21 protein-coding genes are annotated in these 26,070 nt (G+C 69.6%); 4 read left to right on the top strand and 17 right to left on the bottom strand.

Translation table 11 applies throughout. From position 1 onward, the window contains the following. Positions 1–19 precede the first annotated feature (19 nt). From LIV37_RS39110 to LIV37_RS39090, 5 genes are all read right to left on the bottom strand, one after another. Positions 20–985 carry a helix-turn-helix transcriptional regulator gene (locus tag LIV37_RS39110; RefSeq protein WP_020872592.1) on the bottom strand — a complete coding sequence of 322 codons (966 nt, stop codon included), beginning with the start codon at positions 983–985 and terminating at the stop codon, positions 20–22. Between the two features lie 114 nt (positions 986–1,099). After that, positions 1,100–1,474, bottom strand: a complete 375-nt coding sequence (locus LIV37_RS39105; protein WP_020872591.1) for an FKBP-type peptidyl-prolyl cis-trans isomerase — start codon at positions 1,472–1,474, stop codon at positions 1,100–1,102. Positions 1,475–1,513: 39 nt separating this feature from the next. Next, a complete protein-coding gene (locus tag LIV37_RS39100) occupies positions 1,514–2,509 on the bottom strand; it encodes an FKBP-type peptidyl-prolyl cis-trans isomerase (RefSeq protein WP_121823996.1) in 996 nt (331 codons plus the stop codon). Positions 2,510–2,622: 113 nt separating this feature from the next. Then, complete coding sequence (pafA, locus tag LIV37_RS39095) at positions 2,623–3,984, bottom strand: Pup--protein ligase (RefSeq protein WP_121823997.1); 1,362 nt, start codon at positions 3,982–3,984, stop codon at positions 2,623–2,625. A gap of 9 nt (positions 3,985–3,993) precedes the next feature. Continuing rightward, the gene (locus LIV37_RS39090; protein ID WP_020872588.1) at positions 3,994–5,277 is read right to left on the bottom strand and encodes an MFS transporter; all 1,284 of its coding nucleotides are present in this window, start codon (positions 5,275–5,277) and stop codon (positions 3,994–3,996) included. A gap of 452 nt (positions 5,278–5,729) precedes the next feature. On the opposite strand from LIV37_RS39090, the gene LIV37_RS39085 reads away from it, so the two are divergent. Next, positions 5,730–6,710, top strand: a complete 981-nt coding sequence (locus LIV37_RS39085) for a LacI family DNA-binding transcriptional regulator (protein WP_020872587.1) — start codon at positions 5,730–5,732, stop codon at positions 6,708–6,710. An 85-nt stretch (positions 6,711–6,795) separates the two neighbouring features. Here the strand turns inward: LIV37_RS39085 and prcA are convergent, their stop codons facing one another. The 5 genes from prcA to arc all read right to left on the bottom strand — a co-directional run bounded on the left by prcA (position 6,796) and on the right by arc (position 12,464). Beyond that, positions 6,796–7,563 (bottom strand): proteasome subunit alpha, encoded by a 768-nt coding sequence (gene prcA / locus LIV37_RS39080; RefSeq protein ID WP_121823998.1) that lies wholly within the window; start codon positions 7,561–7,563, stop codon positions 6,796–6,798. Positions 7,564–7,617: 54 nt separating this feature from the next. Then, positions 7,618–8,463: a proteasome subunit beta gene (gene prcB / locus LIV37_RS39075; protein WP_121823999.1), complete on the bottom strand. Its 846-nt coding sequence runs from the start codon at positions 8,461–8,463 to the stop codon at positions 7,618–7,620. 109 nt (positions 8,464–8,572) lie between these two features. After that, complete coding sequence (locus LIV37_RS39070; protein WP_020872584.1) at positions 8,573–8,791, bottom strand: ubiquitin-like protein Pup; 219 nt, start codon at positions 8,789–8,791, stop codon at positions 8,573–8,575. 135 nt (positions 8,792–8,926) lie between these two features. Further along, positions 8,927–10,438: a depupylase/deamidase Dop gene (dop, locus tag LIV37_RS39065; RefSeq protein ID WP_078956995.1), complete on the bottom strand. Its 1,512-nt coding sequence runs from the start codon at positions 10,436–10,438 to the stop codon at positions 8,927–8,929. 259 nt (positions 10,439–10,697) lie between these two features. Then, positions 10,698–12,464: a proteasome ATPase gene (gene arc, locus LIV37_RS39060; protein WP_121824000.1), complete on the bottom strand. Its 1,767-nt coding sequence runs from the start codon at positions 12,462–12,464 to the stop codon at positions 10,698–10,700. Positions 12,465–12,721: 257 nt separating this feature from the next. On the opposite strand from arc, the gene LIV37_RS39055 reads away from it, so the two are divergent. Beyond that, the gene (locus LIV37_RS39055) at positions 12,722–13,012 is read left to right on the top strand and encodes a ferredoxin (RefSeq protein WP_020872581.1); all 291 of its coding nucleotides are present in this window, start codon (positions 12,722–12,724) and stop codon (positions 13,010–13,012) included. An 18-nt stretch (positions 13,013–13,030) separates the two neighbouring features. On the opposite strand, the gene LIV37_RS39050 is transcribed toward LIV37_RS39055, so the two are convergent. The 3 genes from LIV37_RS39050 to LIV37_RS39040 all read right to left on the bottom strand — a co-directional run bounded on the left by LIV37_RS39050 (position 13,031) and on the right by LIV37_RS39040 (position 16,110). Beyond that, complete coding sequence (locus LIV37_RS39050; protein ID WP_020872580.1) at positions 13,031–13,618, bottom strand: hypothetical protein; 588 nt, start codon at positions 13,616–13,618, stop codon at positions 13,031–13,033. Positions 13,619–13,796: 178 nt separating this feature from the next. Beyond that, a complete protein-coding gene (locus LIV37_RS39045; protein ID WP_020872579.1) occupies positions 13,797–14,810 on the bottom strand; it encodes a tRNA (adenine-N1)-methyltransferase in 1,014 nt (337 codons plus the stop codon). 49 nt (positions 14,811–14,859) lie between these two features. Beyond that, positions 14,860–16,110 (bottom strand): site-2 protease family protein, encoded by a 1,251-nt coding sequence (locus LIV37_RS39040; protein ID WP_020872578.1) that lies wholly within the window; start codon positions 16,108–16,110, stop codon positions 14,860–14,862. 129 nt (positions 16,111–16,239) lie between these two features. Between LIV37_RS39040 and LIV37_RS39035 the strand changes: the two genes are divergently transcribed. Both LIV37_RS39035 and LIV37_RS39030 read left to right on the top strand, forming a co-directional pair. After that, positions 16,240–17,145, top strand: a complete 906-nt coding sequence (locus LIV37_RS39035) for a RecB family exonuclease (RefSeq protein ID WP_020872577.1) — start codon at positions 16,240–16,242, stop codon at positions 17,143–17,145. A gap of 14 nt (positions 17,146–17,159) precedes the next feature. Continuing rightward, complete coding sequence (locus LIV37_RS39030; RefSeq protein WP_009719179.1) at positions 17,160–17,831, top strand: response regulator; 672 nt, start codon at positions 17,160–17,162, stop codon at positions 17,829–17,831. A 53-nt stretch (positions 17,832–17,884) separates the two neighbouring features. Here LIV37_RS39030 and LIV37_RS39025 read toward each other — a convergent pair whose 3' ends face one another. From LIV37_RS39025 to metH, 4 genes are all read right to left on the bottom strand, one after another. Next, entirely contained in the window at positions 17,885–19,480 is a 1,596-nt protein-coding gene (locus LIV37_RS39025; protein WP_020872576.1) for an ABC transporter substrate-binding protein, read from the bottom strand. A 52-nt stretch (positions 19,481–19,532) separates the two neighbouring features. Then, complete coding sequence (locus LIV37_RS39020; RefSeq protein WP_020872575.1) at positions 19,533–21,131, bottom strand: ABC transporter substrate-binding protein; 1,599 nt, start codon at positions 21,129–21,131, stop codon at positions 19,533–19,535. A gap of 338 nt (positions 21,132–21,469) precedes the next feature. Then, positions 21,470–22,171, bottom strand: a complete 702-nt coding sequence (locus LIV37_RS39015; RefSeq protein ID WP_020872574.1) for an HAD family hydrolase — start codon at positions 22,169–22,171, stop codon at positions 21,470–21,472. Between the two features lie 159 nt (positions 22,172–22,330). Beyond that, positions 22,331–25,834 carry a methionine synthase gene (metH, locus tag LIV37_RS39010; RefSeq protein WP_020872573.1) on the bottom strand — a complete coding sequence of 1,168 codons (3,504 nt, stop codon included), beginning with the start codon at positions 25,832–25,834 and terminating at the stop codon, positions 22,331–22,333. Positions 25,835–26,070: the final 236 nt, after the last annotated feature.

Raw genomic sequence — 26,070 nt, 5'->3', positions numbered from 1 at the left:
GTGAAGTAGATCCGTCCCCTCAGCCTTTGGCGACCGCGCGCAGCCGGTCCACGACATCCGCCCGCAGTTCCTCGGGCGCCAGTACGACCACATCCGGGCCGAACTCCACGAGCCAGGCGTCCAGGCCGTGCCCGTAGGGAATCTCCAGCTCGTCCCAGCCGTCGCCGGCCTCCCGGGTGGACAGCGCCTTCGCCCGCAGCGGATAGCCGTGGCCCGAGCGCAGCCGGATCCGGGCGGTGCCGTTGGCGGTCTCGCCCGCCCAGCTCTCCACGGTCTCCCGGACGGTGACGTGGTCGGGCACCTCGGCGGTGAACGCGCCGGACCGCAGCCGGACCCGGCCGGTGATCCGGGAGAGCCGGAAGACCCGCTCGGCGGCGCGCTCGCGGTCCCATCCGGCGAGATACCAGTGGCCGCGCCAGCACTCCAGGGTCCAGGGCTCGACCTGCCGCTGCCCGGGGCGCGCGGCGTTCGCCTTGCGGTAGTCGAAGACGACGGGGCGGCGGTCGCGGCAGGCGAGCATCAGCGGTTCGAAGGCGCTCTCATGGACCGGGATGCGCGGCTCCAGCGCGCTGTGCCCGGGCGTGTCGTACGGATCCTCGGCGACCGGCATCCCGGCGGCGCGCAGCTTCTGCAGGGCGCCGCTGGCGGCGCCCGCGAGCCGGGCCTGCTGCCAGACCTTGGCGGCGAGGCCGAGGGCGGCGGCCTCCTCGGCGTCCAGGGTGATCGGCGGGAGGCGGTTGCTGTCCCGGCGGGCGAGATAGCCGATCTCGCCGTCGAGGCCCTCCACCGTCTCGATGATCAGGCCGAGTTCACGCAGATCGTCCTTGTCGCGTTCGAACATGCGGTTGAACGCTTCGTCGTTGGCCGTGTCGGTCTGGAGGTACGCCTCTATGGAGCCCCGCAACTCCCGTTTGGTCAGCGGACGCCGCGTTCCCAGCAGGCACAGGGCCAGGTTCATCAACCGCTCGGCCTTGGCAATCGCCATCGACGCCCTTTCTTCGTGACCTTACGCACGTGACCGTACCGCTACCGGGACGCGCGGCAAAAGCCGAGGGCCCCCGCTCACCGGCAGGAGCCCTCGGCGCGACGGACGGCCGTCTCAGACGGAGACCAGGTCGCAGACGAAGATCAGCGTCTCGCCCGGCTTGATCCGGCCACCACCGGCGCCCCGGTCGCCGTAGCCGAGGTGCGGCGGGACGATGAGCTGGCGGCGGCCGCCGACCTTCATCCCCTGCAGACCCTGGTCCCAGCCGGAGATGAGCTGGCCCACGCCGAGCTGGATCCGCAGCGGGGTGCCGCGGTTGTAGCTCGCGTCGAACTCCTCGCCCGTGCTGAAGGACACGCCCACATAGTGCACGGCGATGTTGTCGCCGGCCTTGGCCGCGGGCCCGTCGCCCTCCCAGATGTCCTTGATCTCCAGCTCGGCCGGCGGCTCGCCGCCCGGGAAGTCGACCTCGGGCTTCTCGATGCTCACGAAATTGCTCCTTGTGACGTGGTGGGCAACCCGCACAGGCTACAGAACCGCCAGGATGTCCACCGAGAACACCAGCGTGGAGTTGGCCGGGATGCCCTTCTGGGCCGCCTTGCCGTAGCCCAGGTCCGGGGGCACGACGATCAGCACCCGGCTGCCCACCTTCTTCCCCGTCAGCCCCTGCGACCAGCCCTTGACGACCTGCTGGAGCGAGAACTGGGCGAGTTCGCCGCGCTTGTAGCTGGAGTCGAACTCCTTGCCACCGTCCCACAGCACGCCCTTGTAGTTGACGAGCAGCGCGTCGGTCTTCTTGACCTCCTTGCCGTCACCCTCGATGACGTACTCGGAGACCAGCTTCTTCGGCGCGGACTTCTTGGGGACGGTGATGCTGGGCGCCTTGCCGTCGGTGTTGGTGGACACCTTGGGCAGGTCGGCGTCGGTCTGGTCCACCTTGCTGCCCTTGGCCGCGCTCTTGGCGTTGTAGGCGCCGACGAGGTCGATGACGAAGACCAGCGTGTCGGTGCCCTTGATACCGGCCTGCGGCTGCCCCTGCTTGCCGTAGGCGTACGCGGGCGGGACGGCCAGCTCCAGCCGGCTGCCGAGGTTCCGGCCCAGCAGTCCCTGGTCCCAGCCCGGGAGGACCTGGCCCTTGCCGACGGGGAAGGCCGCGGTCTTCTTCTTGTCGAAGGTGTTGTCGATGACCTTCCCGGTGTCCCAGATCTGCGCCAGGTAGTTGATCTGGAGCCAGTCGCCCTTGGCTGTCTTCTTGCCGTCGCCCTGGCTGATCGTCTTGACCGCGAGACTCTGCGAGGGCTTCCCCGTGCCCTTGGCGACCTTCGGTTTCTCACCGAACTTCTTACCCGCGGTAATGGCCGGCACCGGGCCGGAGACGATCTTGCCGGTGGGGGCCGGTGAGGGACTCGGGCTCGTCGGCTCCTGGGACGGCTTGGTCTTGTCGGACCCTGATTCATCGTCACCGCAGCCCGCGAGTGTCAGCAGGCCCGCGGGCACGGCAAGGAGTACGGAGCGTCGACGCACGGAGTCCTCGTTAGGTAGATCTTGAGATGGCCAGTGCGCGCCACTCTACGACGTGACTCGGGCCCCGTCCGGAGAACGCACGGGGCCCGAGGGGAAGGTAAGCCGTACGCCGGTCACATACCGGCGATCAGCTTCTCCACCCGGTCGTCGACCGAGCGGAACGGGTCCTTGCACAGCACGGTGCGCTGCGCCTGGTCATTGAGCTTCAGATGCACCCAGTCGACGGTGAAATCGCGGCGCTGCTCCTGGGCCCGGCGGATGAAGTCGCCGCGCAGCCGGGCGCGGGTGGTCTGCGGTGGCACCGACTTGCCCTCGAAGATCTTCAAGTCGTTGCAGACCCGGGCCGCCTGGCCGCGCTTCTCCAGCAGGTAGTAGAGGCCGCGGCGGCGGTGGATGTCGTGGTAGGCGAGGTCTATCTGGGCGATGCGGGGATGCGACATGGTGATGTTGTTCTTCGCCCGGTACCGCTCGATGAGCTGGTACTTCATCACCCAGTCGATTTCGGTGCCGATGCGGTCGAGCTCCTCGGTGCGGATCGCGTCGAGGGTGCGGCCCCACAGTTCGAGGACGCGCTCGACCATGCCGGTGCGGATGCCCCGGCGCTCGCAGAAGTCGACGGCCTTCTCGTAGTACTCCTGCTGCACCTCCAGGGCGGACGCCTCGCGCCCGCTGGCGAGCCGCACCTTGCGCTGCCCGGTGATGTCGTGGCTGACCTCGCGGATCGCCCGGATGGGGTTCTCCAGGGTCAGGTCGCGCATCACCGTGCCCGCCTCGATCATGCGGAGCACCAGGTCGGTGGCGCCGACCTTGAGCAGCATGGTGGTCTCGGACATGTTGGAGTCGCCCACGATGACATGCAGCCGGCGGTACCGCTCGGCGTCGGCGTGGGGTTCGTCGCGGGTGTTGATGATCGGCCGGGAGCGGGTCGTGGCGGAGCTGACGCCCTCCCAGATGTGCTCGGCGCGCTGGCTGACGCAGTAGACCGCGCCGCGGGGGGTCTGGAGGACCTTGCCCGCGCCGCACAGGAGCTGTCGCGTCACCAGGAACGGGATGAGAATGTCGGCGAGCCGGGAGAACTCCCCGTGCCGTGCCACCAGATAGTTCTCGTGGCAGCCGTAGGAGTTGCCCGCGGAGTCGGTGTTGTTCTTGAAGAGATAGACGTCGCCCGCGATTCCCTCCTCGTGCAGGCGGCGCTCCGCGTCCACGAGCAGACCTTCGAGAATGCGCTCGCCCGCTTTGTCGTGGGTGACCAGCTCGGTCACGTTGTCACACTCGGGTGTCGCGTATTCCGGGTGCGAGCCCACGTCCAGATAGAGGCGGGCGCCGTTGCGCAGGAAGACATTGCTGCTGCGGCCCCAGGAGACAACACGGCGGAAGAGGTACCGCGCCACTTCGTCAGGAGACAACCGGCGCTGTCCCCTGAATGTGCACGTGACGCCGTACTCGTTCTCCAGCCCGAAAATGCGGCGGTCCATGCCTGAACATTACGCCTGATGGCGTGCTCTGAAACCGGGTTCGGCGGCATGGTTGCGATCATTTTCCGCACGAGGTTCATCCGGTGTTCGGTACGTGGTGGGCTGAACGACGGGCCGCGGCCCGTCCAGGAGGAACCGCTGGGCCGCCAGCAGCACCGCCAGCGCGGCCGCGCCACCGGCCGCGGGCACCGTGAATCCGGGGGCCACCCCGCCGAACTGGACGGCGGGCCCGGCCACGGCGGTGCCGACCGCGTTGCCCACCACGAAGGTGGTCACCAGCCAGGAGAACGCCTCGGTGACCGTGCCGGACGGCGCATGGCGGTCCACTACGACGAAGGCACAGGCCAGCGCCGGGGCGAGGAACACGCCCGCCACCCCGGCGAGGACGGTCATCGCGACGACGCCCGGCACCAGTATCAGCGGCAGATAGCCCAGCGCCAGCGCGGCCACCAGCAGCCGCAGCCGCCGTTCGGGCGCGCCGGGCCAGGTGCGGCCGCCGTAGACGATGCCGCCGATCAGCGCGCCCACGCCGAGGGCGGAGAGCAGCGCGCTGGAGACCGCGCCACCGCCGTGCTCGTCGGCGTACGCCACGGCGGCCACCGCGATGGCGCCGAGGGCCAGCCCGATGAAGAAGAACGAGCCGAGCAGCACCAGCAGCCCGGGCGAGCGCAGCGCGCCCAGCCAGTGCGCCTCGCGCGGCGCGGAGCGCCACTGCCGCGAAGGCCGCGAGACCACGACGGAGAGCGCGCCCGCGACCCCGACGGCGTTGATGACCAGCAGCGCGGCCGCCTCGGACCACACGGCCACGGACAGGGTGACCAGCAGCGGGCCGACCGCGAACATCACCTCCTGGGCCACGGCGTCCAGCGCGTACGCCGCGTGCACCTGGTCCTCGCGCCGCAGCACCGTGGGCCACAGCGCCCGCAGCCCGCCCTCCAGCGGCGGGGTGAACACGCCGGCGATCAGCATCGCCGCGTACGCCACGGGCAGCGGCTCGAGCCCGACGACGGCGAAGAGGACCATCCCGAGCGCGGAGGCCACGGCGGCGGGGAGCATCACCCGGGGCTGGCCGAGGCGGTCCACGGCCCGGCCCAGCAGCGGCTGGCCCACCGCGTTGGCCGCGCCGTAGACGGCCGAGAGCGCCCCGGCGAGGGCGTAGCTGCCGCCCTCGGCGCGGGCGAAGAGCAGCACGGCGAGGGCGGCGGTGGCGTTCGGAAGCCGCCCCAGCAGCGTGCCGGTGAGCAGCCGTGCCGCGTGCGGGGTGCGCAGCAGTTCCCCGTAGCCAGCCGCCATTGCCTGCCCCTTCCTGCGGGTTCCGGTGGTTCCGGTGGTTCCGGTGGGTTCCGCCGGGTTGTCGCGAGCGCGTCGCGGGTCGTGAGTGACGTTGTACGTATAACGTCCAGCGTCATACGTACCATGGCCGCCACCGCGGGTCCACTCGCGGGGCCGGAATGAGCAGCCTGCGGTCAGCCGTACGGCGACCGAGGGGAGCGGAGACGATGGTGGCGAGCGCGGACCGCCCCCACACGGCGGGCGGGGCCGCCGGGAAAGGTTCCCGGGGAACCGGCCGGACGGGTGAGCGGGCGCGGCGCGGCGGTCCGGGCGACGGCGGGGCAGGTCCGGGCCGCGGGACGGCTCCGGGCGGTGGGGCGACAGCGGGCGGCGGCGGAGCAGGTCCAGGCAGCCGCGGAGCGGCTCCGGGCGGCGGCGGGGAGGCCGCGGGACGGCCGGCGACGAGCCGGGATGTGGCGCGCGCGGCGGGCGTGTCCCAGGCGACCGTCTCCCTGGTGCTCGGGGAGAAGTGGCCCGGACGGGTCTCCGAGCGCACCGTGGAGACCGTGCGCGCCGCCGCGCGGGACCTCGGCTACCGCCCCAACCTCGCGGCCCGCAGCCTCCGCCTGGGCCGCACCAGGACCGTGCTGCTGGTGGTGCCCGCCCTCACGACCGAGTTCTTCGCCCGCGTCTACACCGGCGCCGAGCGGGTCGCCGCCGACAACGGCTTCGGTGTGGTGCTCTACCCGTCCCCCGAGGGCGTGGGCCCGGCCCGCGACCCGTTCGACTCGGCGCGCGCCTCGCTGGACGGGGTGATCGCCTCCTCCATGGCGGCCGACGCCCTGGTCGCGGTGCGCGGCGGCGGGCTGCCGCTGGTGATGCTCGACAGCGACCCGGACGACGCGGCCGCGGCGGCCACGGTCAACCTCGACATCGCGGACGGGGCACGGCAGGTGGCGGAGCATCTGCTGGGGCTCGGGCACCGCCGGGTGGCCCATCTGGCGGCGGCGGTGGACTCCTGGACCTTCCGGGTCCGCGCCCGGGCCCTGGCGGAGACGGTGGACGGGGTTCCGGGCGCCGCGCTGAGCGCGGAACCGGCGGGGCTGAGTGTCGAGGAGGGCCGCCGGGCCGCCGAGCGCGTCCTGGCCCGCCCCGGGCCCCGGCCGACCGCGCTCGTCTGCGACGACGACATCCTGGCCGCGGGCGCCTGCAAGGCGGCCCGGCGGCTGGGGCTGCGGATCCCGGACGACATCTCGGTGACCGGCTTCGACGATCTGGCCCTGGCCACGGCGGTGGAGCCGGAGCTGACCACGGTCCGGCTCTCGGCGGAGGCGGTGGGCGCGGCGGGCATGCGGGCCCTGATGACGCTCCTGGACGGCGAGACGCCCCAGGACACCGTGCTCCCCGTCGACCTGCTCCGCCGGGGCTCCACGGCCCCTCCCCCACGGCTCTGACCCGGGCCCGGGACCCATAACGCCCACCGCCGCCCCGGTGGGCCGGGGCGGCGGTGGGCGGTGAGACGAAACGGCGGCGGGTGGGTCAGTCCTCGGACTCCGAGGAGGACTCCTCCGAGGACTCGGCCGGCGCCTCCGCGTCGGCCCCGCCCTCTCCGGACTCCAGGAGCCGGGAGAGCTGGCCGCCCAGGACGCGCTTGAACTTGCGCTTCTGGGGGCGGGTGCGGTCCAGGACCGCCACCTCGAGCTGCTCGGCGGTGAGGCTGCGCTCCCCGCCGTTGTTGTCACGGGAGAGCGAGTCGACGGCCAGTTTGAGGGCCTCGGCCAGGGTCATGCCGTCGCGGTGGCGCTGGTCGAGGTAGCTGCTGATCTGGTCGGCGTTGCCACCGACGGCGACCGAGCCGTGCTCGTCCACGATGGAGCCGTCGTGCGGAAGCCGGTAGATCTGGTCGTCCTCGGGGCCCTCCCCGACCTCGGCGACGATCAGCTCGACCTCGTACGGCTTCTCGGCGGCGCTGGAGAAGATCGTGCCCAGGGTCTGGGCGTAGACGTTCGCCAGCCCGCGGGCGGTGACATCCTCACGGTCATAGGTATAGCCACGCAGATCGGCGTAACGGACACCGCCGATGCGCAGATTCTCGAATTCGTTGTACTTACCGACCGCCGCGAAGGCGATCCGGTCATAGATCTCGCTGACCTTGTGCAGCGCGCGGGACGGGTTCTCCGCAACGAAGACGATGCCGTCGGCGTACTGCAGCACGACCACGCTGCGGCCGCGTGCGATGCCCTTGCGGGCGTATTCCGCGCGGTCGGCCATGGCCTGCTGAGGAGAAACATAGAACGGCGTCGTCACCGGCTGTCCGTCCCTTCTGTCATTGGCGAATGCATTCCGGTAGGACCGTCCTGATCAGAGCAGGGCGGCGCGGGGGCCGTCCGGCTCTTCGAGGCGCCGTTCATGGATGGCGCGGGCGAGTTCGGACACCTCGTCCTCGCTGAACCGCTTGAAACCGTCCTCGGTGAGGGAGGTGATGATCGGATAAATACGGCGGGCGAGATCCGGCCCTCCGGTGGCCGAATCGTCGTCGGCGGCGTCATAGAGCGCCTGGAGCACGGTCGTGGCGGCCTGCTCCTCGGTCGAATCCTCGCGATAGAGCTTCTTGAGCGCGCCCCGGGCGAACATCGAGCCCGAGCCGGTGGCGGCGAAGCCGCGCTCCTCCGAACGCCCCCCGGTCACGTCGTAGGAGAAGATGCGGCCCTTCTCCCGGTCGACGTCCCACCCCGCGAAGAGCGGGACCACGGCAAGGCCCTGCATCGCCATGCCGAGGTTGCCGCGGATCATGGTCGACAGCCTGTTCGCCTTGCCCTCGAGCGAGAGCACGGTGCCCTCGACCTTCTCGAAGTGCTCCAGCTCCAGCTGGAAGAGCTTGACCATCTCCACCGCGATACCGGCGGTCCCCGCGATCCCGACCGCCGAGAACTCATCGGCGGGGAAGACCTTCTCGATGTCACGCTGCGCGATGACATTGCCCATGGTGGCGCGGCGGTCACCGGCGAGCACCACGCCGCCGGAGAAGGTCACCGCCACGATGGTGGTGCCGTGGGGGGCCTCGATGGCGCCCTGCACCGGAGGCAGTGGACGGTTCCCCGGAAGCAGCTCGGGCGAGTGGTCGCCCAGGAAGTCCATGAACGACGAGGAGCCGGGCGTCAGGAAGGCAGCCGGCAGACGCCCTGTGCTACGAGTGTTGGCTTCCACACGTTTCCTTCCACCAGATCTTGAAATGATGCACGGACCATACCCCTGGCCATGGAAGTCATCCGTCCTGCGTCCCCTCCGCGGGGACGCAGGACGGAGAAGACGCGCCTTACTGTCCGCCCTTCTGGACGAAAGACCTCACGAAGTCCTCCGCGTTCTCCTCGAGCACGTCGTCGATCTCGTCCAGCACGGAGTCGACGTCGTCCGAGAGCTTCTCCTGCCGCTCCTTGAGGTCGTCCGCGGCCTGTGCGTCCTGCGTCTGCTCCTCGACCTCTTCGGTCGAGCGCGACGCTTTCTGCTGACCGCCGCCGGTGTCCTTGGTCGCCATTTCCCTCACCCCGCTCGGTTCGCCCGCTGATTCGATCGGTCTCAAGATCAGACCCTACAAGCAGGGTCCGACATCGGCCTCCCACTCGCTACAACGTACGGAGGCCACCTCGATGATTCCCGGCCCAAGGGCATTTCAGCCTCCGGACAGCACCCGGACCAGGTCCTCGGCCGTGCGGCAACGGTCCAGCAACTCCTTGACGTGGTTGCGGGTGCCGCGCAGCGGCTCCAGGGTGGGAACCCGTTGCAGAGAGTCACGACCCGGCAGGTCGAAGATCACCGAGTCCCAGGAGGCCGCGGCCACGTCGTCCGCGTACTGCTCCAGGCAGCGGCCGCGGAAGTAGGCGCGGGTGTCCTCCGGGGGCTTGTTCTGGGCGCGCGCGATGTCCTGGTCGTCCAGCAGCCGCTTCATCTTGCCGCGGGCCACCAGCCGGTTGTACAGGCCCTTGTCCGGGCGCACGTCGGCGTACTGGAGGTCCACCAGATGGAGCCGGGCCGCGTCCCACTCCAGGGCGTCGCGGCGGCGGTAGCCCTCGAGCAGCTCCCGCTTGGCGATCCAGTCCAGCTCGCCGGACAGGCTCATGGGATCGCGCTCCAGCCGGTTCAGCACGTCCTCCCAGCGGGCCAGGACGTCCCGGGTCTGCTCGTCGGCGTCCGCCCCGTAGCGGTCCTCGACGTATTTGCGGGCCAGCTCGAAGTACTCCATCTGGAGCTGCACCGCGGTAAGCGTACGGCCGCTGCGCAGCGTGACGAGACGGCGCAGCGTCGGGTCGTGCGAGACCTGGTGCAGGGTGCGCACCGGCTGGTCCACCGCGAGGTCCACGGCGATGAAGCCGTCCTCGATCATCGACAGCACCAGGGCGGTGGTGCCGAGCTTGAGGTACGTCGACAGCTCGGAGAGGTTGGCGTCGCCGATGATCACATGGAGCCGGCGGTACTTCTCGGCGTCGGCGTGCGGCTCGTCGCGGGTGTTGATGATCGGGCGCTTGAGCGTGGTCTCCAGGCCGACCTCGACCTCGAAGTAATCCGCCCGCTGGCTGATCTGGAAGCCGTGCTCATGGCCGTCCTGGCCGACGCCGACGCGGCCCGCGCCCGTGACGACCTGGCGGGAGACGAAGAAGGGCGTCAGGTGGCGCACGATGTCCGAGAAGGCGGTCTCCCGCTTCATCAGGTAGTTCTCATGCGTGCCGTAGGAGGCGCCCTTGTTGTCGGTGTTGTTCTTGTAGAGGTGGATGGGCTGGCCGCCGGGCAGCTCGGCGGCGCGCAGCGCGGCCTCGGCCATGATGCGCTCACCGGCCTTGTCCCAGAGCACCGCGTCCCGGGGGTTGGTGACCTCGGGGGCGGAGTACTCGGGGTGGGCATGGTCCACATAGAGCCGCGCGCCATTGGTGAGGATCACATTGGCCAGGCCGATGTCCTCGTCCGTGAGCTGGCTGGCGTCCGCGGACTCGCGTGCGAGGTCGAATCCGCGGGCGTCCCGCAGCGGGTTCTCCTCCTCGAAGTCCCAGCGGGCGCGGCGCGCCCGGTGCATCGCCGCCGCGTAGGCGTTGACGACCTGGGATGAGGTGAGCATGGCATTGGCGTTCGGGTGCCCCGGGACGGAGATCCCGTACTCCGTCTCGATTCCCATTACGCGCCGTACGGTCATGCGGCCCTCCTTGCCCGGCGCCGCCCCCGGCTGGGATCGGCGCTCAAGTACCGCTGCGCTCCCGGTCCATCTGCGGCCCCCGATCCCCCGTGCCGCGATACTGCGGTACCGAAGAGCCTAGAACGGCCAAGCGGTGCTGCGGAGATCATTACAGTCATTGCTCCGGTAGGGCTCGTAGGACTCATACGAAGAATGCGGTCCGAAAAGCGCATCCGGCTGCGGATGCCCCGTCCAGGACATCCGCAGCCGGACCGCGGTGTTACAGGTACTGACCGGTGTTCGCCACCGTGTCGATGGAGCGTCCAGTGTCCGCGCCCTGCTTTCCGGTGACCAGGGTGCGGATGTACACGATCCGCTCGCCCTTCTTACCGGAGATCCGGGCCCAGTCGTCCGGGTTCGTGGTGTTGGGCAGGTCCTCGTTCTCCTTGAACTCGTCCACGCAGGCGGCGAGCAGATGGGAGACGCGAAGGCCCTTCTGGTTGTGGTCCAGGAAGTCCTTGATCGCCATCTTCTTGGCGCGGTCCACAATGTTCTGGATCATGGCGCCGGAGTTGAAGTCCTTGAAGTAGAGGACTTCCTTGTCGCCATTGGCGTAGGTGACCTCCAGGAAGCGGTTCTCCTCGGACTCGGTGTACATCTGCTCGACCACCGACTGGATCATCCCGCCGATCGCGGCCTTCGGCGACCCGCCGTGCTCGGAGAGGTCGTCGCCGTGGATCGGCAGGGACTCCGTCAGGTACTTCGAGAAGATGTCCTTGGCGGCCTCGGCGTCCGGACGCTCGATCTTGATCTTCACATCGAGGCGGCCGGGGCGCAGGATCGCGGGGTCGATCATGTCCTCGCGGTTGGAGGCACCGATGACGATCACGTTCTCCAGGCCCTCCACACCGTCGATCTCGGAGAGCAGCTGGGGGACGATGGTGTTCTCCACGTCCGAGCTGACCCCGGAGCCACGGGTGCGGAACAGGGAGTCCATCTCGTCGAAGAAGACGATGACGGGCGTGCCCTCGCTGGCCTTCTCCCGAGCCCGCTGGAAGACCAGCCGGATGTGCCGCTCCGTCTCGCCGACGTACTTGTTGAGGAGCTCGGGGCCCTTGATGTTGAGGAAGAAGCTCTTCCCCGCGGGCTTGCCGGTCACCTCGGCGACCTTCTTGGCAAGGGAGTTGGCCACGGCCTTGGCGATCAGCGTCTTACCGCAGCCGGGCGGGCCGTACAGCAGCACACCCTTGGGCGGCCGCAGTTCGTGCTCCTTGAAGAGGTCGGGATAGAGATACGGGAGCTCGACCGCGTCGCGGATCAGCTCGATCTGGTTTCCCAGACCGCCGATCTTGTTGTAGTCGATGTCCGGCACCTCTTCGAGGACGAGCTCCTCGACCTCGCTCTTCGGTACCACCTCGTAGACATAGCCGGACCGGGGCTCGAGCAGCAGGGCGTCACCGGGCCGGATGGTGGTGCTCAGCAGCGGCTCCGCCAGCCGCACCACCCGCTCCTCGTCGGTGTGCCCGATCACCAGGGCGCGCTCGCCGTCCTCAAGGACTTCCTTGAGGGTGACGATGTCCCCGGCGCGCTCGAACTCCATGGCCTCGACCACATTGAGCGCCTCGTTGAGCATGACCTCCTGGCCGCGCCTGAGGTCGTCGAGCTCGACGCTTGGGCTGACATTCACCCGGAGTTTACGGCCCCCGGTAAAGATGTCCGCCGTACCGTCCTCGTTCGCCTGCAGAAAGGCACCGAAACCGGCCGGCGGCTGCGCGAGCCGGTCGACCTCCTCCTTGAGGGCCACGATCTGATCGCGGGCCTCACGGAGTGTGTTCGCGAGCCGCTCGTTCTGTGCGGAGACTCCCGCCAGATTGGTCTGCAGCTCGACGATCCGCTCTTCGAGAATCCTCGTATGACGCGGAGAGTCGGCGAGCTTGCGGCGCAGGACGGCGATTTCCTGCTCGAGATAGGCAACCTGGCCGGCAGGGTCGTCAGACCCCCGCCCCGGCCGGATGCCGCGGTTGATGTCGTCGTCGTGGGCTGCCACGGTCCTCACCTCCTCCAAGGGGAGCTGGACGCTTCCTGACCCTACCTGGGCCGGTGCGGGTTGAAACCCCTAGATCACAAACCCGGTCGGCGTGTGTCCGATCTTCACCCTTGCGCACTCCCTCACGCCAGGTGAATACCCACCCAACAACATCGGAAAGCGAGCGGTTGTATCGTCGACACGGTCAACACCCGCCAGGGTTGGCGATATTTAGACAATGTTGAATCGCGTATCGAAGGAACAGGAGGGGGCACACCGTGCGGAACGAGGAGCTCGGCGGTCTTGAGGTCTGGATCGACCAGGATCTGTGCACCGGGGACGGCATCTGCGCCCAGTACGCTCCCGAGGTCTTCGAACTCGACATCGACGGTCTAGCCTACGTCAAGAGCGCCGACGATGAGCTGCTGCAGGACAAGGGCGCGACCACCCCGGTCCCCCTGGCCCTGCTGACCGAGGTCAGGGATTCCGCCAAGGAGTGCCCCGGCGACTGCATCCATGTACGCCGCGTCACGGACCGGGTCGAGGTCTACGGACCCGACGCGGGGTGACACGCCGCGAGTAACCGCTCACACACTCCCCGGGACCGGCAGCGCCTTCAGTACGAACTTTCCGTCCCGCCACTGCCAGTTGACCTTGCGCTGCAGATCCGGACAGCACCGCGGGACCTTGGCCGACGAGTATCCCAGCAACGTGGCCGAAACCCTCTTTCCGCGCACCGCGAAATCGCTGATGCTCATCCCTTCCTTCGGATCCACGAAGGTGGACACCACACGGGGCGCGGCGCCCGCGCGGCCGGTCGGCTGGGAGAGCACATAGACGCCGCTGGGCGGGGTGCCGAAGGCGGTCGGGCAGCGCACCACGGCGACGGTCTCCGGCCGCCCGTCCCCGTCCAGGTCCGCCGAGCCCCGGTCGATGACGTCGGGCCGGGCCCGTCCGCAGTTCATCGGATAGTCCGCGGCGCGGGGGTCGGGGGCCTTGGCGGCCGGAAGCCCCCCGGTGCCCGGCGCGGAGGCGGTGGTGGACGTGGTGGCCTTGGCGTCGGAGGGCTGGAAGAACGACCCTCCGGCGATGACGGCGGCCACGGCGGCCGCGGTCGCCACCCAGTGCACCGGACGGGGTTGGGTGTGCGCGAGATCCGGGCCCAGAGGCTGCACGCGGGATGACTCCATGTGAGGGGCTGAGGCGGGAGATGACCCGCATGGTGCCACATCTCACAGGGGCGCGGCCACCGCCCTCACACGAGGAATTCGGTGGCCGCGCCGAGCCGTTGTGGTGCCGGTCTCCGCCGGGGGCGGGCCCTCGGGCGGCCGCCGGACGGATCCCGGACGGCCGTCAGACGTCGCCGGAGGGGGTGTCCGCCTGGGTGTCCTGGCCGCCGGAGGGGCGCCTGTCGGCTCCTGAGCCTTCCGTGGCGCCTGTGCCCTTGGCGGTGCCGTTGTCCTTGGCGGTGCCGCTGTCCTTGGCGGTGCCCCAGCCCACGTAGTCCTCGCCGTAGGCGCCCTTGGCGGGCCTGCGGCGGCGCATCGGGGGCTCTACACCGTCCGCGAGCCGACGGGCGGTGAGCAGGAAGCCGGTGTGGCCGATCATGCGGTGGTCGGGCCGTACCGCCAGGCCCTCCACGTGCCAGGTGCGCACCATGGTCTCCCAGGCCGACGGCTCGTTGAAGGTGCCGTGCTCGCGGATGGCCTCCACGGTGCGGGCGAGCTGGGTGGTGGTGGCGACGTACGCGCACAGGATGCCGCCGGGGACGAGCGCCTTGGACACCGGCTCCAGGCACTCCCAGGGGGCGAGCATGTCCAGGATCACGCGGTCCACGTCGGTGTCGCTGAGGTTGTCCTGGAGGTCGCCGACGGTGAGCCGCCAGGCGGGGTGCGGGGCGCCGAAGTAGCGCTCGACGTTCTGGGCGGCGATCTCGGCGAAGTCGGCCCGGCGCTCGTAGGAGTGCAGCATGCCCTGGTCGCCGATGGCCCGCAGCAGGAAGGTGGAGAGCGAGCCGGAGCCGACGCCCGCCTCGACGACGCGCGCGCCGGGGAAGATGTCGGCCATCGCCAGGATCTGCCCCGCGTCCTTGGGGTAGACCACGGCGGCGCCTCGTGGCATGGACAGGACATAGTCGGGGAGCAGGGGGCGCAGCGCGAGATACGCGACGTTTCCCGTGGTGCGCACGACGGTTCCCTCGGGGGCACCGATCAGCTCGTCATGGGGGAAGGATCCCTTGTGGGTGTGGAAGTTCTTCCCTGACTCGAGCGTGAAGGTGTAGTGGCGTCCCTTGGGGTCGGTGAGCTGGACCTGGTCCCCGACCTGGAAGGGCCCGCGACGGCGGGCGGCACCGGTCGGTTCGGACATGTGAACAGCCTACCGGGCACTTCGCCGTGCCCGGACCACGCCCGGGGCCTCAGGAGCGGCCCGAGGGGGTCCTGGCCATGGCCGCCACGAAGGCGCGCTCGACATCGGCCGTGGAGAGCACCCCGTAGATCTCGCCGGTCTCCTCCACCACCAGGTACTCGGTGGCGGGGGTGGCACGCAGGGTGTCCAGCAGTTCCTCGCCGGTGAGCTCGGCGGAGACCCGCATACCGTCCTTGAGGTCCTGGGCGAGACCGCTGACCGCGACCCAGGGGCGGCGGTGCTCGGGGATCCCCACGATGGCCGCCTCGCGCACCACGGCGGTCGGGGCGCCGTGGCCGTCCACCACGACCAGGGCCCGGGCCCCCGCCTCGTTCGCCCGGCGCAGCGCCTCGGAGAGCGGGGTGTCGGCCGCCACGGGGACGGCGCGCCGGGTGAGCGTACGGGCGCGCAGGTCCGGCAGCCGCTCCCGCAGCCGGGCCATCCGCAGGCTGTTGCCCGCGCCGGTCCAGATGATCGCGGCGAGTATGGCGGCCAGCAGCGCGTCGGTGAGCGAGTCGACGCTGCCGAAGCTCTTGGGCTCCTCGCCGAGCCCGCCCGCCTGGGTGAGCAGCGGCAGCCCGACGAGCACCGCGACGGCGAGCGCGCGGCCGCTCCAGGCGGCGGCGACGGTGCCGGTCATGGGCCTGCCGCTGATCTTCCAGACGACGGCCCGCAGCATCCGCCCGCCGTCCAGCGGCAGCCCGGGCAGCAGGTTGAACGCGGCCACGATCAGGTTGGAGATCATCAGCCCGGCGAGCAGCACCCCGGGCACCGTGCCGGGCTCCACGACCATCATGCCGAGGTAGAACACGCCCGACAGGACCAGGGAGAGCAGCGGGCCGACGAAGGCGAGCACGAACTCCCGGCCGGGGGTCTCGGTCTCCTTCTCGATCTCCGAGACACCGCCGAAGAACTGCAGCTGGATCCGGCGCACCGGCAGCTTGAAGCGGAGCGCGGCCACGGTGTGGGCGAGCTCGTGCACCAGCACCGAGGCGTAGAAGGCCACCGCGAAGAAGAGCGAGACCAGATAGCGGGCCGCGCCGAGCTCGGGCAGCACCCGGTCGAGCTGGCCGCCGAAGACCCAGGTGATGAGGGCGGCGACCAGGAACCAGCTGGGCGAGACGTACACGGGCACGCCGAAGGGCCGGCCCATGAGAATGCCGCCGCCCACGTCGCGTGGGCGCGGCGGCTTGCCGCCCTCGGGCTCGGTCGCGCGGTCCGATTCCCCGTTGTCGGACTGCCGCTGCCCGCTGTTGTCCACGGTGTCCCCTCGTCGGATGCTCGATCGCACCCTTCTTTTTGATACGGTCCCCACGATCATGCAGTGCCGGGGGCTCGAACGTCGATGGTATGCGTCCGGCTGTCGGTGGCGGGTCGTAGGGTCTTCGCCATGGGAACCACCACGGGAACCACCACCGGGAAGGCCGAACCCTCCGACGGGCCACCGAAGTCCGGCCCCGCCGCCTCGTTGTCACCCTCACGGGCGGCCGATTTCATGCGGTGCCCGTTGCTGTACCGCTTCCGAGTGATCGACAAACTGCCGGAGAAGCCCAGCGCGGCGGCCACCCGCGGCACGGTGGTCCACGCGGTGCTGGAGCGGCTCTTCGACGCCCCGGCCGCCGACCGCACCGCCCCGCGGGCCCGGTCGATGGTGCCGGGCGAGTGGGAGCGGCTGCTGGCGGCCAAGCCGGAGCTGGCGGAGCTGTTCCAGGAGGAGGACGGCGCTCCGGCGCCGGACCGGCTGGCCGAGTGGCTGACGGGGGCCCAGACGCTGGTGGAGCAGTGGTTCTCGCTGGAGGATCCGACCCGTCTGGAGCCCGCGGAGCGCGAGCTGTTCGTGGAGGCCGAGCTCGAGTCCGGGCTGACGCTCCGTGGAATCATCGACCGGATCGACATCGCCCCCACCGGTGATGTGCGGATCGTGGACTACAAGACGGGCAAGGCCCCCGCGCCGCAGTACGCGGGCGAGGCGCTGTTCCAGATGAAGTTCTACGCCCTGGTGCTGTGGCGGCTGCGCGGGGTGATCCCGCGGCGGCTCCAGCTGGTCTATCTGGGCAGCGGGGATGTGCTGACGTACGACCCGGAGGAGCGGGATCTGCGGGCCGTGGAGCGCAAGGTGCTGGCCCTGTGGGAGGCGATCCGGCTGGCCACGGAGACCGGTGCCTTCGTGCCCCGGCAGACCAGGCTCTGCGGCTGGTGCGACCACCAGGCGCACTGTCCGGAATTCGGGGGTACGCCGCCGCCTTATCCGCTGGCGGTCCTTCCGGGGCAGTCCGGCAGAATGGACGCGGTCTAGGAGAAGGAGTTCCCGTGGCGATCCGCGTCCTACTGGTCGATGATCAACCGCTGCTGCGCACCGGCTTCCGGATGATTCTGGAGGCGGAGCAGGATCTGGCGGTCGTCGGTGAGGCCGGGGACGGTCTGCAGGCCCTCGATCAGGTGCGGGCGCTGCAGCCCGATGTGGTCCTGATGGACATCCGGATGCCGCGGATGGACGGCGTGGAGGCGACCCGTCAGATCACCGGTCCGGGGCGGGACGGCCCGGCCAAGGTGCTGGTGCTGACCACCTTCGACCTGGATGAGTACGTGGTGGAGGCGCTGCGCGCCGGGGCCAGCGGCTTCCTGCTGAAGGACGCGCCCGCCACCGAGCTGGTGCAGGCCATCCGCGTGGTGGCGGCGGGCGAGGCGATGCTGGCGCCCAGCATCACCCGCAGGCTGCTGGACAAGTACGCCGGGCATCTGCCGTCGGGTGAGGAGCCGGTGCCGGACACCCTGCACACGCTGACCGAGCGCGAGGTCGAGGTGCTGAAGCTGGTGGCCCGGGGGCTGTCCAACGCGGAGATCGCCGCCGATCTGTTCGTCAGCGAGACCACGGTCAAGACGCATGTGGGCCATGTGCTGACCAAGCTGGGGCTGCGCGACCGGGTGCAGGCCGCCGTCTACGCCTACGAGAGCGGGCTGGTCCGCCCCGGCGCGCAGTAGGCGTCACCGGGGCGGTTGACGGGTGCTACCTGCCGATGGGCCGGTAGCACCCGTCAGCCGTCGGACGACTTGCCGATCTCCCAGAAGCGGAAGACCGTCGAGGAGTCGAGGGTCCACTGCAGTCCGGTGATGTCGTCCTGGGCCACCGCGTACTGCTTGCCCTGCCACAGCGGGAGCATCGGCACCTCGTCGGCGACGATGTCCTGGATCCGCTGGAAGTCGCCGACCGTGGCCTCGCGGCTGGGCTGCTCGGCGGTGGCGGGGATGAGCTGCGCGGTCAGCCGCGGCGAGGTGTAGTGGTTGGCCAGGACATTGCCGGCGCCGAAGAACGGGGCGACGAAGTTGTCCGGGTCCGGGTAGTCCGGAACCCAGCCCTTCACATAGACGCCGTACTTCCCCCCGGCGACGCCCTTCTCGTACGTGGCGACGTCCGCGCTCTTCACGTCGACGTCGAACAGTCCGCTGGCGTTGAGCTGCGCGGCGATCCGGCGCAGGCCCGGAACGGTGCCGGGGCCGTAGCGGATCGGGGTGCCCCACAGGGTCAGCTTGACCTTGCCGGTGATCCCCTCGTCCCGCAGCGCCTGCTTGGCCTTCCCGGGCTGCGGGCGGTCGCCGTACTTGTCGTAGAAGGCGGTGTTGTGGCCGGTGATACCGGCCGGGACCACCGAGTACAGCGGTTCGGCGGTGCGCTTGTAGACGTCCCGCACCAGGGTGGAGCGGTCGATGAGGTACGCCATGGCCTTGCGCACTCCGAGCTTGCCCGCCACCGGGTCCTTCATGTTGAAGACCAGGTGCTGGACCTCGGCGCCGGTGCCCTCGACCACGTTCAGGCTCTTGCCGCCGCCGAGGCTCCGCGCCTGGAGGTCGGCGAGGTCGCGCATGGCCAGTCCGCGGTAGGCGAGGTCCACATCGCCCTTCTGCACGGCGGACTTGAGCCGCGCCTGCCCGCCGTGGAAGAACTTCAGGGTCAGCCCGGAGTTCTTCGGCTTGGCGGGCCCCTGGTAGCCGTCGTTGACGGAGAAGTCCGCCTCGCCCTTGGTGAAGGAGTCCAGCTTGTAGACGCCGGAGCCGACCGCCTTGTGGTCCGTGCGCAGCTTGTCGGCCGGGTACTCCGCGTGGTCCACGATGGACCCGGCGCCGGAGGCGATCTTCTGCGGGAAGGTCGCGTCGGAGTCCTTCAGATGGAAGACGACGGTCCGCTTGTCCGGGGCGTCGATGCTCCCGATGGAGGTGAGCATCAGCGCCGGACCGTTCGGGTCATTGATCCGCTTGGTGCGCTCGAAGGAGTACTTGACGTCCTCGGAGGTGAGCGGATGACCGTTTGAGAACTTCAGGCCGTCCTTCAGCGTGCAGGAGTAGACCCGGCTGGTGTCGTCCTTGAAGGAGCACTTCTCCGCCGCCTCCGGCTGCGGTGTGGTGCTGCCCTTCGGGAAGCTCAGCAGCGACTGGAAGACGTTGTTGAACAGCAGCCAGGAGCCCGGGTCGTAGCCCGACGCCGGGTCGGTGGCGAGCACCTCGTCCGACATCCCCATGACCACGTGCTCACCGGTGCCCGCCGCGTCGCCGTCCTCACTGCCGCAGCCGGTGAGCAGGGCGGCGGCCAGTCCTGCCCCGAGGGGAGCTGCCAGCCACTGATCACGTTTCCTCAACGGTATTCCTCACACACTCGACGTCTTCGTACCCGACCCCCGTAAGTCGTTCTCAGTCGCCCTTGCCGAGCTCCCACAGCTGGAGCATGGTCGAGGAGTCGAAGGCGTACTCGGCGCCCGTCACGTTCCCGCGGGCGGCCACGTACGTGTTGCCCTGCCACAGCGGAAGGTAGGGCACATCGCTGGCGACGGCGTTCTGGATGGACTGGTAGTCCTTGTCGGCGAGGCTGCGCTGGGCCTCCTGCCGGGTCTTGGGGATCAACTCGTCCTGGATGGTCTTGTTGCTGTAGGGCGAGTTGAGGAAGTTGTCCTTGGTGAGGAACGGCGCGGTGTAGCTGTCGGGGTCCGGGAAGTCGGGCAGCCAGCCCATCCCGGAGACGGAGAACTGGCGCTTGACGAGCTCGGGCCGGAAGTCCCGCCACGGGTAGCCCTTGATCTTGACGGAGAACAGTCCGCTGCCGTTGAGCTGCTTGCGCAGCTCCTTGAACTCCCCGGCCGTCTCCGGGCCGTAGTGGTCGGTGGTGTAGGTCAGCGTCAGCTTCACCGGGGTGTTGATACCGGCCTCGCTCAGCACGCGCCGGGCCTCCGCGGGATCCGGGTCGCCGTACTCGTTGTGGAACGAGTTGATATGCGAGGAGATGCTGGTGGGGATCATCGAGTACAGGGGCTCGGCGGTCCGCTTGTACACATCTCGCACCAGCGCCTGGCGGTCCACGAGATGGGCGATGGCCTGCCGGACCGCCTTGTTCTTCACCGTCGGGTCGGAGGTGTTGAACACCAGGTAGCGGATGCCCTGGCCGGAAGACTCGAAGAGGCGGACGCCCTTGACATCGCCCTTGTTGAGCTTGTCGATCTGCTCGGGCGAGAAGCCGCGGTGGACCACGTCGATGTCGCCCTTGACCAGCGCCCGCTCCATGGTCGACGCGGAGTCGTAGAACCGCATCTCCACCTTGCCGGCCTTCGGCTCGACATCGCCCTTGTAGTGGGAGTTCTTGGTGAAGACGACCTTCGTCAGCCGGTTGTCGCGCACCTCGGTCTTGGCGCTGTACGGGCCCGAGCCCGTCATGTCGAAGCCGTTGCGCAGCGCGTCGGGCTTGTAGACCTCGCTGTCCACGATCGCGGCGGCCGGGGTGGTGAGCTTCGACGGGAAGGTCGCGTCCGGCTGCGAGAGGTGGATGACGATCTCGCGGTCGCTGGGAGTTTCGATCTTGTCCACGTTGGACAGCAAGGACTTGGTGCCGTTGGGGTCGTCGATGCGCAGCACCCGCTCGAGGGAGAACTTGACGTCCTTCGAGGTGAGGTCGTGGCCGTTGGAGAACTTCAGCCCGTCCCGCAGGGTGCAGCGGTACTGCTCGCTCTGTCTGTCCTGGAAGCCGCATTTCTCGGCGGCGTCGGGTATCGGCTCGGTTCCCGAGCGGGGCAGCCGCATCAGCGTCTGGAAGGCGTTGTGCAGCACGCTCCAGGACGCGAAGTCGTAGGCCAGGGCGGGGTCCAGCGGCGCGAGCGCCGCCTTCGACGCCTCTATGCGGTCCGTGCTGCCCAGGACGAGCGTCTTGCCGTCCGAGCCCGAGCCGTCGGTACCACCGCACGCGGCGAGCGTGGAGATCAGGAGGCCGGCCACAGCCGGCAGCACCAGCGACTTGCGCGTCATTGTCGGGAGTCTCCCTGCCATCGATCAACTACTCGCGACGAGATTAGTCCGCGGCGCCAGTGATGCTCAGACACAACGAAGTTGAGGCGATATCACGCCCCGATAACGCGCGATCATCGACCGATATTCGGACGTGGCCGCGATTCGTACGCCATGCCACCAATCCGGACACAAGGGCTCACCCAAAACGCACCAGACGGGACGCGCGACAGTCATCCGTCGCACTCGTCTACGGCATATGCAGTGATAAACATCACGTTCCGTTGTCGCCAACGGAACGTGAAAAGTCCGCCCGCGCTATTCAGTTTGTAATTTACAGGAATACGCTCGGTGCGCGATCAGTGCACCGCCGTGACCAGAGTGCGCAGGAAATCGAGATCGACTTCTTCGAGCGAGCCGATGACCGTACGCCCCGCCACGGGCTCGATCGGCACCACGGACGGCACCGCGACCACCCGGCACCCGGCCGCCTCCGCGGCCCGTACGCCCGTGTCGGTGTCCTCGATGACCACGCACCGCCCCGGCTCGGCGGCCAGCCCGGCCGCGGCGAACAGATAGGGGTCCGGATGCGGCTTGGTCCGCTCGACCTCGTCGCCCGCGACCGTCAGGGCGAAGTGCGCCGGGCCGAGCGAGCGCAGGACGCGGTCCATCACCCGCCGGTGGGAGGCGGAGACCAGGGCGGTGGGGATACCGTGCGCGGCCAGCTCGGTGAGCAGCCGGTGGGCGCCGGGCAGCATCGGCACGCTGCCGTCGATCAGCTCGGTGAAACGGCTGTTGAGCAGGCCGGTGAGCTCGGCGAGGGCGATCTCGGCGCCGGTGGCCTCGATCAGGAACTGGGCGCTGCGGGACATCGGACCGCCCACCACGACCTGGCGGTACTCCTCGGCGAGGGCGTGCCCGAGCTCGGCGAAGATGGAGACCTCCGCGTCCCACCAGATGCCCTCGGTGTCGACCAGGGTGCCGTCCATGTCGAGCAGAACGGCCTGCAGGGCCGAGCCTTCGGCCGTACGGGTGTCGACGGCGGGGATGCTGCTGGTCATCCAAACACCTCCGGATAAGGGGCACGAAGGCCGGCCCCCTTCCGCTGTTGGGAAGGCGACCGGCCTCTACCGGATCGACCAGTCTACGTCGCGCCGCGCCGACGCGCCCGGTGAGAGCCCAAGGCGGTCACAGAAGGCCGCCGGGGGGCTACCGCGCGTCTACCGCGCGTTGAAGTACTTCGCCTCCGGGTGGTGGATCACGATGGCGTCCGTGGACTGCTCGGGGTGGAGCTGGAACTCCTCCGAGAGCTTCACCCCGATCCGCTCCGGCCCCAGCAGGTCGGCGATCTTCGCGCGGTCCTCCAGGTCGGGGCAGGCGCCGTAGCCCAGCGAGAAGCGCGCGCCGCGGTACTTCAGCGCGAACATGTCCTCCATCTCGCTCGGGTCCTCACCGGAGAAGCCCAGCTCGGAGCGGACCCGGGCGTGCCAGTACTCGGCCAGCGCCTCCGCCAGCTGGACGGACAGGCCGTGCAGCTCCAGGTAGTCGCGGTAGGAGTCGGCGGCGAACAGCTCGCCGGTGGCCTCGCCGATCTTCGAGCCGACGGTCACCACCTGGAGGCCGACGACATCTGTCTCACCCGACTCCTCGGGGCGGAAGAAGTCGGCCAGGCACAGCCGGCGGCCGCGGCGCTGGCGCGGGAAGGTGAAGCGGGTCCGCTCGCTGCCGTCCTCGTTCAGCAGGACCAGGTCGTCGCCCTTGGAGACGCACGGGAAGTAGCCGTAGACGACGGCCGCCTCCAGCAGGTTCTCGGTGTGCAGCTTGTCGAGCCAGCCGCGCAGCCGCGGACGGCCCTCGGACTCCACCAGCTCCTGATAACTCGGCCCCTCGCCGGTGCGGGCCTGCTTGAGCCCCCACTGGCCCTTGAACAGCGCCCCCTCGTCCAGCCAGGAGGCGTAGTCGGCCTGCTGGATGCCCTTGACCACGCGGGTGCCCCAGAACGGCGGGGTGGGCACCGGGTTGTCGGTGGCCACGTCGGACCGGGACGGGCCCTCCGGCTCCGGCTCGTTCACGGACACGTCCCGCTTGGGCACCCGGCGCTGCTTGAGCTCCGGCAGGGTGGCGCCGGGCACGCCGCGCTTGACGGCGATCAGGGCGTCCATGAGCCGCAGCCCCTCGAAGGCGTCGCGGGCGTAGCGCACCTCGCCCTCGTAGATCTCGTGCAGATCCTGCTCGACATAGGCCCGGGTGAGCGCGGCGCCGCCGAGGATCACGGGGAACCGGGCGGCCAGCTTGCGCTGGTTGAGCTCCTCCAGGTTCTCCTTCATGATCACCGTGGACTTCACCAGCAGCCCGGACATGCCGATCACATCGGCGCGGTGCTCCTCGGCGGCCTCCAGGATCGCGGAGACCGGCTGCTTGATGCCCAGGTTGACGACGTTGTAGCCGTTGTTGGACAGGATGATGTCCACGAGGTTCTTACCGATGTCATGGACGTCGCCGCGGACGGTGGCGAGCACGATGGTGCCCTTGCCCTCGTCGTCCGACTTCTCCATGTGCGGCTCCAGATGGGCGACCGCGGTCTTCATGACCTCGGCGGACTGGAGGACGAACGGCAGCTGCATCTGGCCGGAGCCGAACAGCTCGCCGACCACCTTCATGCCTTCCAGCAGCGTCTCGTTGACGATGTCGAGGGCGGGGCGCTCCTGGAGGGCCTCGTCGAGGTCGGCCTCCAGGCCGTTGCGCTCACCGTCGATGATGCGGCGCTTGAGGCGCTCCTCCAGGGGCAGCGCGGCCAGTTCCTCGGCCTTGCCCGCCTTGAGGGACTTGGCGGTGGCGCCCTCGAAGAGCCCCATCAGCTTCTGGAGCGGGTCATAGCCCTCGGCGCGGCGGTCGTAGACCAGGTCCAGTGCGGTCCGGACCTGCTCCTCCTCGAACCGCGCGATCGGCAGGATCTTGGAGGCGTGCACGATCGCCGAGTCCAGGCCCGCCTTGACGCACTCGTCGAGGAAGACGGAGTTGAGCACGATGCGGGCGGCCGGGTTGAGGCCGAAGGAGATGTTGGACAGGCCCAGTGTGGTCTGGACGTCCGGGTGGCGGCGCTTGAGCTCGCGGATCGCCTCGATGGTGGCGATGCCGTCCTTACGGGACTCCTCCTGACCGGTGCAGATGGTGAAGGTCAGGGTGTCGATGAGGATGTCCGACTCGTGGATGCCCCAGTTGCCGGTCAGGTCGGCGATCAGCCGCTCGGCGATCTCGACCTTCTTCTCCGGCGTGCGGGCCTGGCCCTCCTCGTCGATGGTCAGCGCGATGAGGGCGGCGCCGTGCTCCTGGGCCAGCCGGGTGACCTTGGCGAACCGCGACTCGGGGCCGTCCCCGTCCTCGTAGTTGACGGAGTTGATGACCGCGCGTCCGCCGAGCTTCTCCAGCCCGGCCCGGATGACGTCGACCTCGGTGGAGTCCAGGACGATGGGGAGGGTGGAGGCGGTGGCGAACCGCCCGGCCAGCTCCTCCATGTCCGCGACGCCGTCCCGGCCGACGTAGTCCACGCACAGGTCGAGCAGATGGGCGCCCTCGCGGATCTGCTCGCGGGCGATCTCCACGCAGTCGTCCCAGCGGGCCTCCAGCATGGCCTCGCGGAACTTCTTGGAGCCGTTGGCGTTGGTGCGCTCGCCGATGGCCAGGTACGAGGTGTCCTGGCGGAACGGCACGGTCTGGTAGAGCGAGGCGGCGCCGGGCTCGGGGCGCGGGGTGCGCTCGGTGGGGGTCAGCTCGCGGACCCGCTCGACGACCTGGCGCAGATGCTCGGGCGTGGTGCCGCAGCAGCCGCCGACCAGGGAGAGCCCGTATTCGCGGACGAAGGTCTCCTGGGCGTCGGCGAGCTCGCCGGGGGTGAGGGGGTAGTGGGCGCCGTCCTTGCCCAGCACCGGGAGGCCGGCGTTGGGCATGCAGGACAGCGGGATCCGGGAGTGGCGGGCCAGGTGGCGCAGGTGCTCGCTCATCTCGGCGGGGCCGGTGGCGCAGTTGAGGCCGATCATGTCGATGCCGAGCGGTTCGAGGGCGGTGAGCGCCGCGCCGATCTCGGAGCCGAGCAGCATGGTGCCGGTGGTCTCGACGGTGACCGAGCAGATCACCGGGAGGTTGGCACCGGTGGCCTCGAGGGCGCGGCGGGCGCCGATGATCGAGGCCTTGGTCTGCAGCAGGTCCTGGGTGGTCTCCACCAGGAGGGCGTCCGCGCCGCCGGCGATCATTCCTTCGGCGTTGGCCTGGTAGGCGTCGCGGAGGGTGGTGTACGGGGCGTGGCCGAGGGTGGGCAGCTTGGTGCCCGGGCCCATGGAGCCCAGCACCCAGCGCTGGCGTCCGTCGGCGCCGAACTCGTCGGCGACCTCACGGGCGATCCGGGCGCCGGCCTCGGAGAGCTCGTGGACGCGGTGGGGGATGTCGTACTCACCGAGCGCCGCGTGGTTGGCGCCGAAGGTGTTGGTCTCGACGCAGTCCACGCCGACGGCGTAGTACGCCTCGTGGACCGAGCGGACGATGTCCGGGCGGGTGATGTTGAGGATCTCGTTGCAGCCCTCGAGCTGCTGGAAGTCGTCGAGACTGGGCTCCTGCGCCTGGAGCATCGTCCCCATCGCGCCGTCGGCGACCACCACGCGGGTGGCCAGCGCTTCGCGGAGCGCGTCGGCTCGGGCGGCGGATGTGGGCGATGGCGTATGAGAGGCCATGGATGTGCTCCCTGGAGTGCGACGGCTGTCGGCTTTGCGCCCTCCCCTGGGGACGGCGCACCACGCCAGGGTAGCTGCCAGTGGTCATTTCACGATGGTCGTTCCATCAGCCGGGATGGGCACGGCCGATCGGGGCCCGGCGAGTCCGTCGATCACCGACACGCGGCACCAGGTACCACGCAGTCGACATGGACCGATAGTGTTCAGCATTGTCGAACCGCAGTCAGGAGGTTGGT

It is taken from the genome of Streptomyces rapamycinicus NRRL 5491, assembly GCF_024298965.1.
Classification (GTDB): Bacteria; Actinomycetota; Actinomycetes; order Streptomycetales; family Streptomycetaceae; genus Streptomyces; species Streptomyces rapamycinicus.
This window is presented reverse-complemented; position numbering and strand designations above follow the sequence as displayed.

Excerpts from the sequence above, each read along its gene's own strand:
- LIV37_RS39110 (WP_020872592.1), bottom strand. The coding sequence starts at position 985 with ATGGCGATTGCCAAGGCCGAGCGGTTGATGAACCTGGCCCTGTGCCTG.
- pafA (WP_121823997.1), bottom strand. The coding sequence starts at position 3,984 with ATGGACCGCCGCATTTTCGGGCTGGAGAACGAGTACGGCGTCACGTGC.
- LIV37_RS39090 (WP_020872588.1), bottom strand. The coding sequence starts at position 5,277 with ATGGCGGCTGGCTACGGGGAACTGCTGCGCACCCCGCACGCGGCACGG.
- LIV37_RS39070 (WP_020872584.1), bottom strand. The coding sequence starts at position 8,791 with ATGGCGACCAAGGACACCGGCGGCGGTCAGCAGAAAGCGTCGCGCTCG.
- dop (WP_078956995.1), bottom strand. The coding sequence starts at position 10,438 with ATGACCGTACGGCGCGTAATGGGAATCGAGACGGAGTACGGGATCTCC.
- LIV37_RS39045 (WP_020872579.1), bottom strand. The coding sequence starts at position 14,810 with ATGTCCGAACCGACCGGTGCCGCCCGCCGTCGCGGGCCCTTCCAGGTC.
- LIV37_RS39035 (WP_020872577.1), top strand. The coding sequence starts at position 16,240 with ATGGGAACCACCACGGGAACCACCACCGGGAAGGCCGAACCCTCCGAC.
- LIV37_RS39020 (WP_020872575.1), bottom strand. The coding sequence starts at position 21,131 with ATGACGCGCAAGTCGCTGGTGCTGCCGGCTGTGGCCGGCCTCCTGATC.
- LIV37_RS39015 (WP_020872574.1), bottom strand. The coding sequence starts at position 22,171 with ATGACCAGCAGCATCCCCGCCGTCGACACCCGTACGGCCGAAGGCTCG.
- metH (WP_020872573.1), bottom strand. The coding sequence starts at position 25,834 with ATGGCCTCTCATACGCCATCGCCCACATCCGCCGCCCGAGCCGACGCG.